Origin of the sequence: Nocardioides daeguensis, from assembly GCF_019192965.1 — a bacterium.
In the GTDB taxonomy this organism is placed as follows: domain Bacteria; phylum Actinomycetota; class Actinomycetes; order Propionibacteriales; family Nocardioidaceae; genus Nocardioides; species Nocardioides daeguensis.
Window position 1 is genome coordinate 188,962 of record NZ_JAHTKU010000004.1, and the last position, 15,338, is coordinate 204,299.

A 15,338-nucleotide genomic window follows, 5' to 3' on the forward strand; every position below is an offset into this window, starting at 1 on the left:
CTCAACCACCGGGAGGGCTGTCAACCATCCGCAGCGCTGTCGGACTCGGCTTCCCGGCGCTGGACAGCAGCCCGGCGGGAGAGACCGGGCAACGCGGTGTAGTCGTCGCGGATCAGGGCCTCCCGCTTCTTCCGGCTCCAGCCCTGGACCCGCTTCTCGAAGAGGTAGGCGTCCTCGATCCTGTCGAACCAGGCACTCCAGACCAACGCGACCGGACGCCGCCGACGCGTGTAGGTGGCGCCCAGCTCGTCGCTGTGGTTGTGCTGCCACAGCCGGGCGTCGATGTCCCACGTGCTGCCGACGTAGTAGGAGTCGTCGGAGCAACGAACGATGTAGGTCCACGGCATGACTGTCCGTGCCACGGCGCGATGCCCACCAAACAGCACTCCACGCGCCCTGTGGACAAGAGCGGCAGTGCCGGTGGTTGAGGTGCGAGGCCGCCCGCGGCCGAGCCCCCTCCGGTGGTTGAGGTGCGAGGCCGCCCGCGGCCGAGCCCCCTCCGGTGGTTGAGGTGCGAGGCCGCCCGCGGCCGAGCCTCGAAACCACCGACCGTGATTCCGCGAGGCTCCCGCGGCCAAGTACCAGCAGCGGGCCCGGAGGTTTCGAGGCTCCTCGCTAGCGCTCGTCACACCTCAACCACCGGGGAGGCCCTCGCTAGCGCTCGTCACACCTCAACCACCGGGACAGGCACCACGGTCAAGTACCGGCAGCAGGCCCGGAGGTTTCGAGGCTCCTCGCTAGCGCTCGTCACACCTCAACCACCGGGGAAGCCTCGCTAGCGCTCGTCGCACCTCAACCACCGGGAGGTTTCAGGCCAGCGGGTCGGGTACCAGGTCGGTGATCGCCTTCAGGCCGTCGGCGTCGTCGCGATGGACGACGGCGACGTCCCAGTAGATCCGGGAGCGGGCGCGGCCGCCGGGGACGTCGTCGAGGACCCGGGCCTGCTGGGCGATGCGGTCGGTGGTGGTGCGGCCGACGACGAGGCCGCCGTTGTCCCAGACCGCGACGTGCTCGTAGCCGAGCTCGGCGAGGCGGGTCCAGACCGCGTCGGGGTCGAAGCCGGCGAGGCGGGTCAGGTAGGGGTCGTACTCGAAGAAGAGGACCGGCTGGGCGTCGTGCCAGGCCTCGGCGATCGCGGGGACCAGGTTGACGTCGTACCCGTCGGTGTCGGACTTGACCAGGCGCAGCCGCTCGAAGTCCGGGTGATCGGTGCGCAGCGAGGTCGGCGAGACCGTGGGCATGGCGTCGCCGGTGGCGCCCTCGACGAAGCGGGTGGTGCCGCCGGTGCGGACCGCGGTGGTGCCGCTGTCGGCGCCGTCGACGGTCAGCAGCGCCTCGACGACGGTGACCCGGGCATCGCGGTCGACGTTGCGGTGGAGGAAGTCGAGGTAGGCCTTGTCGGCCTCGATGCACAGCACCTTGCCGTCGGCGGCGTTGAGGATCTGTACGGCGGAGTCGCCGACGTTGGCGCCGACGTCGAGGACCGTCAGGGGGCCGGTGGCGGCGAGCAGGCGGCCCAGCTCGACGAGGTTCTGCCCGTACGTCGGCTGCCACACCGCGTAGTCCGGAAGGCGGTGGGACCAGGGCAGGACGAGCTCGACGCCCTGGACCTGGCGCACCACGGGACGGAACGGGAAGCGGTCACGGACGACCCATCCGATGCGTCGCTTGGCGGTGGAAGCAAGGGTTCCGAGTCCGGTCACGCGCGGAACCCTAGCGCTCCCGGCGGGCTCGCACGCCGGGTCGCCACAATTGCCGGCCCGTCGGTCGAGCGCACCGGAGAAGCCGCCCGCGTGGTCAGTCGGCGAGCTCGCGCTTGTGTCGGACCAGCCGGCCGAGGTGCTCGACGTCGGCGTCGACCATCAGCTCGGCGAGTGCCTTGGCGTCGGTGCCGGCCTTCCAGCCGAGGACGTCGTGCGCCTTCGAGGCGTCGCCGATCAGGGCGTCGACCTCGGTGGGTCGCTCGAAGTTCTTGTCGTAGCGGACGTGGTCCTCCCAGTCCAGCCCCGCGTGGGCGAAGGCGTACTGGCAGAACTCACGGACCGTCGTACCGATGCCGGTGGCGAGCACGTAGTCCTGCGGCTCGTCGTGCTGCAGCATCCGCCACATGCCCTCGACGTACTCCGGTGCATAGCCCCAGTCGCGCACGGCCTCGAGGTTGCCGAGGTCGAGGTGGTCGGTGATGCCGAGCTTGATCGAGGCGACACCGAGGGTGATCTTGCGGGTCACGAAGCTCTCGCCGCGCCGCGGCGACTCGTGGTTGAACAGGATCCCGGAGACCGCGAACAGGTCGTAGGCCTCGCGGTAGTTGACGGTCACCCAGTGCGAGTAGAGCTTCGCGGCGCCGTACGGCGAGCGCGGGTAGAACACCGTCGACTCGTTCTGCGGCGGCGGGGTCGCGCCGAACATCTCGGACGTGGACGCCTGGTAGAACCGGCAGTCCAGCTTGGCCGCGCGGATCGCCTCGAGCAGCCGCAGCGTGCCGACGGCGTCGGTCGAGGCGGTGTACTCGGGCAGCTCGAAGGAGACCTTCACGTGGCTCTGGGCGCCGAGGTTGTAGACCTCGTGCGGCTCGATGTCGCGCAGCTGGTTGCTCAGGCTCACCCCGTCGGTGAGGTCGCCGTAGTGCAGGTGGAGGTCCGCGGTGCCGTGGAGGTGGTCGATCCGGCTGCGGTTCAGCGTCGAGGACCGTCGGACCAGTCCGTGCACCTCGTAGCCCTTGCCGAGAAGGAGCTCGGCGAGGTAGGAGCCGTCCTGGCCGGTGATCCCGGTGATGAGTGCGCGCTTGGTCACGGGGGCACAGTATCGTCGCGCCTCGTGCATCTGGTCGTAGATTCCGTAGTCGTCCGCACCGGAAGCGTGACGATCGTGATGGAACACCTCGTCCGGGCCTGGGCCGAGACCTTCCCGAACGACCGGATCTCGGTGCTCTTCGGCCCCGAGGGCCAGACGTTCCCGCTCCCCGAGGGCGCGCACGCGGAGGTCCTCGACCAACCGGGCGGCCCGCTCGGCGGCCTGTGGCTGCGTTCGGTGGCGGTACGACGCGCCGCGCGCCGCCTGGGTGCGGACGCGGTGCTCGCGGCGGTGCCCGCCAGCGGCCTCCTCGGCTCGCGCAGCCCGCGCGGCGTGATCCTCTACGACCTGCGCTTCGAGCTGCGGCCCGAGCAGTTCAGCCGCAAGACCCGGATCGCCCGCAAGGTGTCGTGGCTGTGGAGCCTGCGCCTGGCCGACCGGATCTTCACCATCTCCGACCGTACGCTGCACGACCTGGCCGACCTGCACCCGTCGCTGTCCGCCCGCGCCGAGACCGCGGCACTCGGGTCCGACCATGCACTTGCCTGGCCGCAGCCCGACGCCCCGGACCCCGAGCACCCCTACGCCATCGCGTTCGGCCACTACGGCAACAAGAACGCGAACGCCGTGATCGACGGCTGGGCGCGCTTCTGCGCGGCCCACTCCCCCGAGGCCGACGGCTGGCGGCTGCGCCTGGTCGGGATGGGCGCACGCGACCGGGCCGCGGCCGAGGAGCAGGTGCGCCGCCTCGGCGTCGGCGACCGGATCGAGCTGATGCCGTGGCTCGACGACGACGCCTTCGCCCGTGCCTTCGCCGGCGCCGGCCTGGTGGTGTTCCCCTCCGACTTCGAGGGCTTCGGCCTCCCGGCGGCCGAGGCGATCCGGCTCGGCATCCCGGCCGTGATCTCGACCGACCCCGCGCTGGCCGAGGTGACCGGTGGGCACGCCGTCACCGCGGCCTCCACCACGCCGGCCGACCTGGCGACGGCGTTCGCGGCCGCGCTCGCGCTCACGCCCGAGCAGCTGGCGGCGGGGCAGGCCTTCGCGGCGGCGTTCACCTGGCGTCGTACGGCGGCGGTGATCCGGGCCGGTCTTTCCTGACCGGCCCCGCGCCGCCGCTCGAACCCCTAGCCTTGCCCCGACCCGAACCCTGCCTCGGAGGACTCGATGCCCGTTTGCCCGGCCTGCGCCGGTTCCCGCGTCCGCACCGGCCCGGCCTCCGGCGCCACCGGACGCCAGATCACCGCGTGCCGCGACTGCGGGGTCCACTACTGGGCCGACCACGAGGCGGCCGAGCGGCAGGAGGCGATCGAGCTCCAGACCGAGCTGACCGCCGAGGGCTACAGCGACTGGGTCGACATCAAGCGTGAGCAGGCCGGCCCGGAGGCGTGGCGCGACGCGATCACGTGGATCCGCAACGCCCTGCCGAAGGACGCCGGCCGCGGCGGCGCGCCGGTGATCTACGACGTCGGCGCGGGCGACGGCCACTTCCTGAGCCTGGCCCGTGACGAGGGCGGCTTCGCCGTCACGGGCAACGAGATCGCCAAGGGCGCCGTCGAGCTCGCCAAGGAGCGCTACGACGTCGACCTCGACCTCGGCGTGCTCGAGGACCTCGGTCACGTCGAGGACGGCGACGCCGCCACGCTGTGGTGCGTGCTCGCCCACGTCCCGGACGGCGACCAGCTGCTGAGCGAGGTGCACACGATGCTGCGGCCCGGCGGGGTGCTGTTCCTGCAGACGCCGCACTGGACGGCCGCCGACGGCGCCGCGCTCGGCGTCAAGAACCTGACCCGGGGCCGGGTCGCGAAGGTGCCGGACCGCCGGATCGCCCAGCACCACTGGATCCTGCACACCCGCCGCAGCATCACGGCCCAGCTCAACCGGCTCGGCTTCGTCGACGTCGTGGCCGAGCCCAAGCTGCGCTACACGCTGACCTCGCGCGCCTACTTCGCGTCGATGAACCCGCCGCAGTGGACCATCGGTCCCGCCTCCTGGCTGCTCGACAAGGCCGTCGCCAGCCGGCTCGCGCCGCGGATCGTGCTGGACGTCCGGGCCCGCAAGGGCTGATCCCGGGCGCCGGGCCGGCTCAGGCCCGGATGCCCGTCGGCAGGAGGTAGTCGACCGCCTCCGGCACGCCGCTGCGCAGCCGCTCGAGGTCGACGCGCACCATGTGCTCGACCAGGGCGTGGAAGCCGACCTGTGCCCGCCAGCCGAGCGCGGCCGCGGCCGGTTCGGGGTCGGCGACGAACACCGAGGTGTCGGAGGGCCGGAGCAACGCGGGGTCCTGGACGACGCGGTCGCCGGGCTCGCCCAGGCCGGCGGCGGCGAACGCCTGCTCGAGCAGGTCCTGCAGGGAGTGCGCCCGACCGGTGCCCAGCGGGAGGTCGAGCGGCACGTCGTGGGCGAGCTGGAGCCGCATCGCCTCGACGTACTCGCCGGCGAAGCCCCAGTCGCGGCGTACGTCGAGGTTGCCGAGGCTGACCGTGTCGCGCAGGCCGAGCGCGATCTCGGCAGCGCTGAGCGTGATCTTGCGGGTGACGAAGCGCGTCGACCGCAGGGGGCTCTCGTGGTTGTGGAGCACGCCGCAGACCGCGAACAGGTCGTGGTCGGCCCGCGCCCGGCGGACCACCTCGTCGGCCGCGGCCTTGGCCCGGGCGTAGGGGCTGTCGGCGGCGCTGCCGTGCACCTCCGCGGAGGAGGCCTGGAACAGGCGGGCGTCGTGGCCGCGCTCGGCGCGCAGCCGGAGCAGCGCGGTGACCAGGTGCTCGACGGGCGCGGCGTTGGTGGCCGCGGTCAGCTCCGGCTCCTCCCAGCTGCGTCCGACCGAGCTCAGCGCGGCGAGGTTGTAGACCTCGTCGGGCTCGACTGCGGCGACCAGCGCCTCGAGCGCCGCGCCGTCACGGACGTCGAGGGGGCGCAGGTCGACCCCGTCGAGGTAGACCCGGCGCGGGTCGTCGGCGCCGAACCCGGGCGCGACGGTCCCGACGACTGCAGTGCCGGCGGCGCGGAGGGAGCGCGCGAGATAGATCCCGTCCTGCCCCGCGACACCGGTGACGAGGGCGGTACGCACGCCCCTCACCCTAGGGCGTGTCTCCCAAGTGAGCGCCGTCGCGAGCGGCGTTTGCGGCCGATCTGGCAAGGCGGCGGAGCGAAGTCGTGCCGGATCGCCCTTCGAGCGACGCCAACGCCGCCAGATCGAGTCGGAAACGTCGCGGAGCAGGCGGGGACTTGGGAGACACGCCCTAGTGGGCCGCGCCGGACCGGGCCCTTGGTCCCGACTTCGCACGGTCGTCGACAAACGCCGACGCCAGGGCGTGACGCCCCCGGTCGCATCTCGTTGGTCACACGACGCTGGGGGGCGGATCCAATCGACATGAGGAGTGCGCATGAACTCGGGCCCAGTTGATGTTCTCGTCGCCGGTGGCGGCGGATTCATCGGAGGTCACCTCGTCGCTGACCTCCTCGCCCAGGGCAAGACGGTTCGTTCGGTCGACGTGAAGCCGATCGACGAGTGGTACCAGGTCCACCCGGACGCGCAGAACTCCGTCGGCGACCTGTCGTTGCTCGACCAGGCCGAAGCCGCGACCAAGGGGGCGCGCGAGGTCTACATGCTCGCCGCCGACATGGGCGGCATGGGCTTCATCGAGAACAACAAGGCCCTGTGCATGCTGACGGTGCTGACCAGCACCCACATGCTCCAGGCAGCGCAGAAGTACGACGTCGAGCGCTACTTCTACTCCTCCTCGGCGTGCGTCTACGCCGCCGACAAGCAGACCGACCCGTCGGTGACCGCTCTCAAGGAGGCCGACGCCTACCCGGCCATGCCGGAGGACGGCTACGGCTGGGAGAAGCTGTTCACCGAGCGGATGGCCCGCCACTTCCGCGAGGACTTCGGCCTCACCACCCGGATGGCCCGCTACCACAACGTCTACGGCCCGGAGGGCACGTGGACCGGTGGCCGCGAGAAGGCCCCGGCCGCGGTGTGCCGCAAGATCGCCGAGGCGGTCATCTCCGGCCGGCACGAGCTCGAGATCTGGGGGGACGGCGAGCAGACCCGGTCCTTCATGTACGTCGACGACTGCGTCAAGGGCACCCAGATGATCCTCGCCGGCGACCACGAGGACGCCATCAACCTGGGCTCGGCCGAGCTGGTCTCGATCAACCAGCTCTACTCGATCGTCGAGGAGATCGCCGGCATCAAGTGCGAGCGGAAGTACGACCTGTCCGCCCCGCAGGGCGTGCGCGGCCGCAACTCCGACAACACACTGATCAACGAGGTCTTCGGCTGGGAGCCGTCGATCAGCCTTGCCGACGGACTGGCGACGACCTACGCCTGGGTCTACGACCAGGTGAAGCGCGCGCAGGGCTGACCGGCCGGTGCGGATCCTCGTCCACGACCACAGCGGGCACCCCTTCCAGGCCGAGCTCAGCCGTGAGCTGGCCCGGCGCGGGCACGACGTCACGCACTCGTACGTCGAGGGCTACGTCTCCGGGAAGGGGCGCCTGGCAGCGGCCCCGGGTGAGTCGATCGTCTTCGAGGCGATCGGCGGCGCGAAGAAGGTCGACAACCAGCGGATGGCACAGCGGCTGGTGCGCGAGGTCCGCCGCGGCTTCGAGCTGGTGCAGCACGTCCGCAAGGTCGACCCCGACATCGTGATGCTGTCCAACGTGCAGATCCCGACCCTGGTGATCTTCTCGTTCGTGATGGCGCTGCTCCGCCGGCCGTGGGTGCTGTGGCACCAGGACGTGTACGCCGTCGCGGTGCGGTCGTTCACCGGCAGCAAGCTGCCGAAGCGGTTCGCGTTGGTGGCGTGGGCGTTCGAGGTGGCGGAGCGGTGGTGCTCGCGGCGCGCCGCCGCGATCGTGGCCATCGCGCCGTCCTTCGTGCCCGTCCACGAGAAGTGGGGCACCGCCGACAAGGTCACCGTCATCCCCAACTGGGCCCCGCTGGACGAGATCGTCCCCACCGAGCGCAAGAACGACTGGGCGATCGAGCACGAGCTCGACGACGTCGCGACGCTGGTCTACTCGGGCACCCTCGGCCTCAAGCACAACCCCGCGCTCCTGGTCCGCCTGGCGCGCGCGGTGCACGACGCCGGGAAGCCGGTGCGCCTGGTGGTCGTCAACGAGGGCCCCGCGGTGGAGGTGCTGCAGGACGAGGCGCGCCGGCTCGACGTACCCGTCACCCTGCTGCCGTTCCAGCCCTACGAGCGGTTGCCGGAGGTGCTCGGCAGCGGGGACGTGCTCGTGGTGCTCCTCGAGCAGGAGGCCGGCGCCTTCTCGGTGCCGTCCAAGACGCTGTCCTACCTGTGTGCGGGGCGTCCCGTACTGGGCCTGATGCCGGGCGAGAACCTCGCCTCGTCGCTGGTCACGCGCGCCGGCGGTCTCGTGCTCCCGCCGGCCGACGGCTCGCTGCACGAGGCGGCGAGCTGGGTGAGCGGCGTCCTGGCCGACTCCGACCTCCGCACCGAGCTCGGTGAGGCCTCCCGGGACCTGGCCGAGCAGGAGTTCGCGCTCGAGGGGTGTGCGACGAGGTTCGAGCGCCTGCTTGCTGCTCAGGCGGGCGTCCCGGCCGGTGATCGGCGATCCCTCGCAAAGTTCTCGTGAGACGCGTATCTCCCACGGCACTCGGTCGTTGAGAGGTTCGCGGGACCGCCTCACCCGCATTCGGGGACACATTTCTGGTGGAGGTCACTGGTGAAGAAGCGGGCGTTCGACGTCGTCGTCATCTGCCTGGCTGCTGTGGTGTGGGTGCCTGTCGTGGCACTCTCCGCGGTTGCCGTGCTGGTGCTGTCCGGTCGACCGATCTTCTACAAGTCGCGGCGCTGGGTGGGTCCCAGTACCGCCATCGAGATGATGAAGCTGCGGGTGATGGTGCCCAACGCCAACAAGGTGACGGCGCCCGTCGAGGCAGGCCGCTTCCTGAACACGCCGCCGGACTCGCCGCTCTACACGCCGGTCGGCCGCGTGCTCGACCGGCTCGGGCTCAACGAGATCCCGCAGTTCGTCCATGTGCTGCGCGGCGAGATGAGCATCGTCGGCGCCCGCCCGCTGACCGACGTCGTCCGCGACGCGCTGCGTGACCAGCACGGCGACATCGACGCGCGCTGGGTGACCCCGGCGGGCCTCACCGGCCTCCCCCAGCTGATCGGCCGCCACGGCATCGACGACCAGCAGCGGCTGGCCCTGGAGTCGGCGTACTCGATGCGCGCGGCCACGGCCCCCAGCCTCCGGCTCGACTTCATGATCCTGCTCCACACGGTGCTGATCACCTTCGGGCTGCGCAAGCCGATGACCTACGAGAAGGCGCTGCGCCTCGCCGAGCCGCGCCGCCGCCGCGTGCACACCCACGAGCTCGCCCCCCAGCGGTACGTCGCCCCGGCCGCCGAGGCCGACGTCGCCTGAGCGAACAGTCGAGCCCGCGAGGAACGAGCGGACTCGACGTGGTGAGCGAAGGTTGAGCAAGCGCCGCGGCTGAGCTCGCGAAGCCGCGACACGCGCGTCGAAACCCACCCTGCAACGAGAGAACCCCAGGCCTCGGCCTGGGGTTCTCTCGTTGCAGGGTGTCGCTCAGCGCATCTGGATGGCGAGGTGACCGAAGTAGTGCCACGCGGAGGCGAGCACGTCGTACTCCCGCATGTAGGCGGAGCAGTAGTTGTCGAGCGCCTGGAACTCGTTGAGCACCGAAGAGAACTCGTCGAAGACCACGATCGTGCCCGGGGCGAGCAGCGCGTCGAGCCGGGTGAGCACGTAGAGGGCCGAGGAGTAGAGGTCGGAGTCCACGTGGACGACGAGCTGTCCCTGGGGCTCGAACTTCTCCAGGAAGGAGTCGAGGGTGTGCTGGAACCAGCCGGGCACGAAGGAGACCCGCTCGTCGTCGATGTCGGGCAGCGCGCCGTCGACGTCGAAGTGGGCCTTGACCATCTGGCCGTCGAAGCGCTTCCAGTCCTCGGGCAGGCCCTCGAACGAGTCGAACCCGTAGAAGCGGGACTCGGGGTTCTTGTTCAGGCTGGACCAGTGCCGGATCGAGTCGCCCTGGAAGACGCCGAACTCGAGGTAGTCGATCGGCGCGTCGCCGATCAGCTGCGCGTGCACGTGGTCGTACATCTCGGTGCGCTCGTCGAAGGCGGGGGTGCCGGCGGGGACGTGCTCACGTCGCCAGGTCTCGATCTTCGGCAGGTTGACCAGGGTGTCGAGGCGACGGCTGTCGACACCGACCTTCGCGATCGCGACCTTGGACTTGATCCGGAAGCTGGCCAGGGCGTCCTGGAGGGAACGTGCCACGAGAGGTGGTCTCCTGTCGGTGGGGGTGGAGGGAGCGGGGTGGGTCAGTGGTCGCGGACCACGAGGACGTCGCACTGCAGCAGGCGTCCGGTCGGGTCGGAGAACCCGGTCTCGAGGCTCTGCAGGCGGTAGCCGTGCTCACGCAGCACCGCGATGGTCTGCTCGGCCAGCTGCTGGCCCTCGTAGAGCTCCACGAAGGAGACCTCGAGCTGCATCGCGTCGAAGCGGCCGAGCAGGTCGCCGGCACCGGCCATCACCTCGGCCTCGTAGCCCTGGGTGTCGATCTTGAGCAGCGTGCGGGAGGGCTCGATCGCGAACCTCTCGACGAGCGCGGCGACCGTGGTCACCTCGACCCGCTCGACCGCGACGTACGCCGAGTCGGGCGCGCCGTCGAGGTGGGCCTGGGTCATGCCGAGGATCGAGGAGGAGTAGGAGTTGGCCGCGACGTTGATGTCGGTCTCGCCGGGCTCCCGTCCGACGGCGGCATTGACCGCGTGCCAGTGCGGGTCCTTCGCTGCACGGCGGGAGAGCTCGCCGAACGCACCGGAGAGGGGCTCGCAGCTGACGATCCGTCCGGTGTACCCGGAGCGGCGCAGGCCGAGCGCGTACTGGCCGACATTGGCGCCCACGTCGAGGACGGTGTCGATGCCCCTCGCGTCGAGGGTCCGGGCGACCTGCCGGGTGAAGATGCCGCGGCTGACGTCGAGGTCGAGGCGGTGCAGCCCGCCGCGGACGGCGAGCTTGGCTCGCTCCCGGACGCGGTTCTTCAGGCTCTGGTCGGGGCCGTTGCTCATCGAGAGGTCTCCGTCAGGTCGGTCGCGGTGGTCACGGGGAGGGCGAGGTCGGCGTCGTCCTCCCCCTCGGTCTCGGGGCCGTCGGTGTCGCCGGTGTCGTCGGTGCCGTCGCGGTCGGGACGCATCCCCATCGCGAGCAGGATCGCCGGGGCCATCGGCACCCACAGGGTGCGGTCCTCGAGGGCCGGCACCGTGGGCGTGATCGCGATGAACGCCCACACGAGGTAGCCGATCCGGCGGTTGACGTGGGTGCCGATGATCGGCCGCGCCATCGTGAAGAGCACCATCAGATAGCCGAGCAGGCCGAGCAGGCCGATGCTCACCGCGACGCCGAGCACCACGTTGTGGACGTAGATCGCCTGGGCGAAGCCGTTGCCGAGCACGGGGTGCTGGAAGAAGAGGTCGAGGCCGAAGTTCTGCGCGTTGAGCCGGGCCTGGTCGGCGACGAGGGCGTCCCCGGTGCCGGCGAGACGGCTCAGCGCGGAGGTGTCGCCCGAGGAGTCGATGAGCAGCGGCAGCGCGACGATGCCGATCGCGATGAGCATGGCCAGGACGAAGCCCTTGACCGCCGAGCGCTCGACGAAGGGCACCATCAGCACGAGCCCGGCGACCACTGCGGCGGCGGCCCGGCTGCCGCTGGTCACGACCGAGGCCAGGGAGGCGGCCACGCAGGCAGCGACCAGCAGGCGGTACCAGAGCGACGTGCCCTGGCGCCACAGGTACATCAGGGCCGCGAAGGCCATCACGCCCGCCTCGCCGAAGGCGTTGGGGTGGTGCGTCAGGCCGACGCTGCGGCCCGCGATCGAGTCACCGATCGGCGAGTAGAGGACGCTCGCCATGTGACCGGCGACGTAGCTCCACAGCAGCAGGTCGACGGTGCGCCATCCCGGCGCCCAGATCGCCATCAGGCCGACGAGGCCGACCAGCACGATCAGCCACTGGACGAACTGGAAGGCGCTGACGACAGGGGCCGGCGAGAAGACCGTCGACAGCGTGCCGGTCGTCAGCACGAGCAGGACGCCGAGCACGTAGCCGAGCGGCAGGTGGACAGGCCGTCCCAGGACGGTCGGGAGCAGGAGCAGCACGGCGAGGCCGAACAGGCCGTCCGTCGGGGTGATCGCCATGTCCGGGCTCGGCGCGACGCCCTTGTACATCGGCGCGGTCGCGAACGCCGCCATCATCACCAGCAGCGCCACCCGGTCGCGGCCGAGAACGGCGAGCGCGGCGACGAACCCGGCGAGGGCGACCCCGACCAGGGCCATGATCGGCCCGCGGGCGGACACGGCCGCCAGCACGACCGCCAGCAGCACCATCGCGACGGTGACCGCACGGCGCTCGACGACACCCGTGCTGCCGTCGCCCCTCGCCGCCGTGGGCGGTCGCGCGGTGGTCTGGTTGGGCACTGGTCTCCTCGTCGGGTCCGTTGTCGTCGTACCGACAACGGCGGAAGGGAGTCTAGGCGACGGACTTTCTCCTCCGCCGGTGATCAACCGCCTGCGAAGGGAGGCAGGAACTCGACCGTCTCGCCAGGGTGGACGACGACCGCGGCCGGGTCCTCCGAGGACACCGGACGCTCGCCGACGAGCACCGAGCAGACGCCGACGACGTCCGGCAGCCGGGTGCCCGGGTGCCGGCCGACCACCTCGGCGCGCAGCTCGGCGAGGGTCACGGGACCGGTCACGGCCACCTCCTCCTCCGCGATCCCGGCGGCCGCGCGGGCGGCGGCCCAGTAGCGCACCCGAATGACCTGCGTCTCACTCACCTCGTCGCCCCTTCCCCGTTGCCCACATGTTTCGGTATCGTCCCTCACCAGAAAACTGGCCGTTGCCCAGCGTTGCGTTTCGGTCTCGACCCGGTGCCGCCGTAACGGCCGCGCCGTTGAGGAGGCCAGGATGAGCACTCTCCTTCTGCTGACCAGCGCACTGCAACCCTCGGCCGAGGTCCTGCCCGGTCTCGCGCTGCTCGGCCACCAGGTGAAGATCCTGCCCGCCGAGGGCAGCGCGCTGCTCGACGCCCCCGGCTCGGACCTGCTGCTCGTCGACGGCCGCCAGGACCTCGCGGGCGCCCGCGACCTGTGCCGGCTGATCCGCACGACCGGCAGCGACGTCCCCGTCGTGCTCATCGTGACCGAGGGCGGCCTCGCCGTCGTCAACCACGACTGGGGCATGGACGACGTCGTGCTGCACACCTGCGGCCCCGCCGAGCTCGAGGCCCGGATCCGGATGGCGATCGGCCGCCTCAACGCTGCGCGCGACGCCGCCGACCCGGACTCGCACCTGATCCGTTCCGGCGAGGTCGTCGTCGACGAGGCGACCTACACCGCCAAGGTGGGTGGCCGCACGCTCGACCTGACGTTCAAAGAGTTCGAGCTCCTCAAGTTCCTCGCCCAGCACCCGGGCCGGGTGTTCAGCCGGCAGCAGCTGCTGCAGGAGGTCTGGGGCTACGACTACTTCGGTGGCACCCGGACCGTCGACGTCCACGTCCGGCGGCTGCGCGCCAAGCTCGGCCCCGAGAACGAGACCCTGATCGGGACCGTGCGCAACGTCGGCTACCGGTTCGTCCTGCCGTCCAAGGAGGCAGCGGCCGAGGCCGACGCCGCCGCCGTCGTCGAACGCGACGAGCAGCGCGCCTGAGGCCGCCGCGGGTGAGCCTGCGAACCCGCGGATGACGGCCGGAGGTTGAGGAGCGTCGGCTAGGGCCGAGCCTGCGAGGCCCCAGCGACGCGTCTCGAAACCTGAGGCCGCCGCGGGTGAGCCTGCGAACCCGCGGGAGCTCGTCGAGTAGCCCGAGCCCCTGGGCGAGGGCGTATCGAGACGTCTCGATACGCCGCTCGCTGGCGCTCGCGGCTACTCGACGAGCTCAGGGCGCCACGACGTGCGCCCCTGCTCGTCGAAGTGGTCGGCGGTGCCCATCAGCCGCAGCACCTGCTCGCGCAGCTCGGGCCCCAGCTCGCCCCACCCGTCCTTGTAGCCGTAGACCGACGCCAGCGACCGGGCGTCGTAGTCGCCGTTGAAGACGTCGACGTCGGCGCAGGTGATCAGGGACGGGTGCGCGACGCCGACGGCGGCCGACACCCGGGTGAGCTCCTTGCGCAGGGTGCGCAGGTAGGCGGCGCACCGCTCGGCCTTGGACACCGGGTCGAGGCCGTGGACCAGCCACGGGTTCTGGGTCGCGATGCCGGTCGGGCAGTGGTCGGTGTGGCACTTCTGCGCCTGGACGCAGCCGATCGAGAGCATGGCCTCCCGGGCGACGTTGATCATGTCGGCGCCCAGCGCGAACGCGACGATCGCATTGTCGGGCAGCCCGAGCTTGGCGGAGCCGATGAACGCGACGTCGTCGGTCAGCCCCATCTCCGCGAACGTCCCGTAGACCCGGGAGAAGCCCATCCGGTACGGCAGCGCGACCGAGTCGGCGAAGATCAGCGGCGCGGCGCCGGTGCCACCCTCTCCCCCCGTCGACGGTGACGAAGTCGACCCCGCGGTCGCGGGGCGACATCAGCCGGGCGAGCTCCTCCCAGAAGTCCATCGCACCCACCGCGGACTTGATGCCGACCGGCAGGCCGGTCTCGGCCGCCAGCATCTCGACGAAGTCGAGCATCGAGTCGACGTCCCGGAAGGCGGTGTGCCGCGACGGCGACGAGCAGTCCCTGCCCTCCGGGATGCCGCGGATCTCTGCGATCTCGGCAGTCACCTTCGCTGCCGGCAGCAGTCCGCCCAGGCCGGGCTTCGCGCCCTGGCTGAGCTTGATCTCGAGCGCCTTGACCGGCGCCGAGGCGATCATCTCCTTCAGGCGCGGCAGCGAGAAGTCGCCGTTCGCGTCGCGGCAGCCGAAGTACGCCGTACCGATCTGCAGGACGAGCCCGGCCCCGTTGCGGTGGTACGGCGAGATGGCGCCCTCGCCCGTGTTGTGCAGGCATCCGGCCGCGGCGGCGCCCTTGTTGATCGCGGTGATCGCGTGCGACGACAGCGAGCCGAAGCTCATCGCGGACACGTTGACGACCGAGTCCGGCCGGAACGCCTTCGCGCGCCCCCGCGGACCGCCGAGCACCTTGGCCGCCGGCAGCGTCCAGTTGTGGTCCTGGTCGCTGGGCAGCTCGTCGGCGAACGTGCGCTGCTTGATGTAGGCGTGTCCCTGGACGTGCTCGACGTCGACGTCGGTGCCGAACCCGAAGTAGCTGTTCTCCCCCTTGCTGGAGGCGTAGACCCAGGTCCGCTGGTCGCGGCTGAACGGCCGCTCCTCCTCGTTACTGGTCACGATGTACTGACGCAGCTCGGGACCGATCGTCTCCAGCCAGTAGCGGAAGTGCCCGATCACCGGGAAGTTGCGCTGCAGGGCGTGCTTCTTCTGGGCGAGGTCGCGAGCGGCGAGCGCCCCGAGCGCCACGGCCGCCCCGCCCACGGCGTGGCTCAGCTTCATGGAGGAAGTCCTACCGTGTCGCGATGTCGCGTGTACAACGGCGCCAGGGCG

15 protein-coding genes and 1 pseudogene are annotated in these 15,338 nt (G+C 71.1%); 6 read left to right on the plus strand and 10 right to left on the minus strand.

Features of this window, described 5'->3' with window-relative positions:
- Positions 1 to 20: 20 nt before the first annotated feature.
- The 3 genes from KU893_RS03820 to gmd all read right to left on the minus strand — a co-directional run bounded on the left by KU893_RS03820 (position 21) and on the right by gmd (position 2,793).
- On the minus strand, positions 21 to 362 hold the full coding sequence (locus tag KU893_RS03820; protein ID WP_257440848.1) for a GIY-YIG nuclease family protein: 342 nt from the start codon (positions 360 to 362) through the stop codon (positions 21 to 23).
- Between the two features lie 447 nt (positions 363 to 809).
- Positions 810 to 1,703 (minus strand): FkbM family methyltransferase, encoded by an 894-nt coding sequence (locus KU893_RS03825; RefSeq protein ID WP_218232992.1) that lies wholly within the window; start codon positions 1,701 to 1,703, stop codon positions 810 to 812.
- 94 nt (positions 1,704 to 1,797) lie between these two features.
- Positions 1,798 to 2,793, minus strand: a complete 996-nt coding sequence (gene gmd, locus KU893_RS03830; protein WP_257440849.1) for a GDP-mannose 4,6-dehydratase — start codon at positions 2,791 to 2,793, stop codon at positions 1,798 to 1,800.
- A 78-nt stretch (positions 2,794 to 2,871) separates the two neighbouring features.
- Here gmd and KU893_RS03835 point away from each other — a divergent pair, with 78 nt between their 5' ends.
- Both KU893_RS03835 and KU893_RS03840 read left to right on the plus strand, forming a co-directional pair.
- On the plus strand, positions 2,872 to 3,894 hold the full coding sequence (locus KU893_RS03835) for a glycosyltransferase (RefSeq protein WP_218232994.1): 1,023 nt from the start codon (positions 2,872 to 2,874) through the stop codon (positions 3,892 to 3,894).
- A 66-nt stretch (positions 3,895 to 3,960) separates the two neighbouring features.
- Entirely contained in the window at positions 3,961 to 4,860 is a 900-nt protein-coding gene (locus KU893_RS03840) for a class I SAM-dependent methyltransferase (RefSeq protein ID WP_218232995.1), read from the plus strand.
- A gap of 19 nt (positions 4,861 to 4,879) precedes the next feature.
- On the opposite strand, the gene KU893_RS03845 is transcribed toward KU893_RS03840, so the two are convergent.
- The gene (locus KU893_RS03845) at positions 4,880 to 5,863 is read right to left on the minus strand and encodes a GDP-mannose 4,6-dehydratase (RefSeq protein ID WP_218232996.1); all 984 of its coding nucleotides are present in this window, start codon (positions 5,861 to 5,863) and stop codon (positions 4,880 to 4,882) included.
- Positions 5,864 to 6,179: 316 nt separating this feature from the next.
- Between KU893_RS03845 and KU893_RS03850 the strand changes: the two genes are divergently transcribed.
- The 3 genes from KU893_RS03850 (at position 6,180) to KU893_RS03860 (ending at position 9,198) form a co-directional block, all read left to right on the plus strand.
- Entirely contained in the window at positions 6,180 to 7,163 is a 984-nt protein-coding gene (locus KU893_RS03850) for an NAD-dependent epimerase/dehydratase family protein (RefSeq protein WP_218232997.1), read from the plus strand.
- 7 nt (positions 7,164 to 7,170) lie between these two features.
- A complete protein-coding gene (locus tag KU893_RS03855) occupies positions 7,171 to 8,400 on the plus strand; it encodes a glycosyltransferase family 4 protein (protein WP_218232998.1) in 1,230 nt (409 codons plus the stop codon).
- 90 nt (positions 8,401 to 8,490) lie between these two features.
- The gene (locus KU893_RS03860; protein WP_218232999.1) at positions 8,491 to 9,198 is read left to right on the plus strand and encodes a sugar transferase; all 708 of its coding nucleotides are present in this window, start codon (positions 8,491 to 8,493) and stop codon (positions 9,196 to 9,198) included.
- Between the two features lie 165 nt (positions 9,199 to 9,363).
- On the opposite strand, the gene KU893_RS03865 is transcribed toward KU893_RS03860, so the two are convergent.
- The 4 genes from KU893_RS03865 to KU893_RS23465 all read right to left on the minus strand — a co-directional run bounded on the left by KU893_RS03865 (position 9,364) and on the right by KU893_RS23465 (position 12,633).
- Positions 9,364 to 10,077, minus strand: a complete 714-nt coding sequence (locus KU893_RS03865; protein WP_218233000.1) for a TylF/MycF/NovP-related O-methyltransferase — start codon at positions 10,075 to 10,077, stop codon at positions 9,364 to 9,366.
- Positions 10,078 to 10,121: 44 nt separating this feature from the next.
- Complete coding sequence (locus KU893_RS03870; RefSeq protein WP_218233001.1) at positions 10,122 to 10,871, minus strand: FkbM family methyltransferase; 750 nt, start codon at positions 10,869 to 10,871, stop codon at positions 10,122 to 10,124.
- Complete coding sequence (locus KU893_RS03875) at positions 10,868 to 12,274, minus strand: O-antigen ligase family protein (protein WP_218233002.1); 1,407 nt, start codon at positions 12,272 to 12,274, stop codon at positions 10,868 to 10,870. Before KU893_RS03875 ends, KU893_RS03870 begins: the two co-directional genes overlap by 4 nt.
- A gap of 83 nt (positions 12,275 to 12,357) precedes the next feature.
- Positions 12,358 to 12,633, minus strand: coding sequence for a MoaD/ThiS family protein (locus tag KU893_RS23465; RefSeq protein WP_218233003.1), 276 nt, complete (start codon positions 12,631 to 12,633; stop codon positions 12,358 to 12,360).
- A 130-nt stretch (positions 12,634 to 12,763) separates the two neighbouring features.
- On the opposite strand from KU893_RS23465, the gene KU893_RS03885 reads away from it, so the two are divergent.
- The gene (locus KU893_RS03885; protein ID WP_218233004.1) at positions 12,764 to 13,504 is read left to right on the plus strand and encodes a winged helix-turn-helix transcriptional regulator; all 741 of its coding nucleotides are present in this window, start codon (positions 12,764 to 12,766) and stop codon (positions 13,502 to 13,504) included.
- 213 nt (positions 13,505 to 13,717) lie between these two features.
- On the opposite strand, the gene KU893_RS22510 is transcribed toward KU893_RS03885, so the two are convergent.
- Positions 13,718 to 14,257, minus strand: coding sequence for a glutamate synthase-related protein (locus KU893_RS22510; RefSeq protein ID WP_372449659.1), 540 nt, complete (start codon positions 14,255 to 14,257; stop codon positions 13,718 to 13,720).
- 115 nt (positions 14,258 to 14,372) lie between these two features.
- Positions 14,373 to 15,287 (minus strand): annotated as a pseudogene (locus KU893_RS23470) (glutamate synthase-related protein); the annotation flags it as partial.
- Positions 15,288 to 15,338 lie beyond the last annotated feature (51 nt).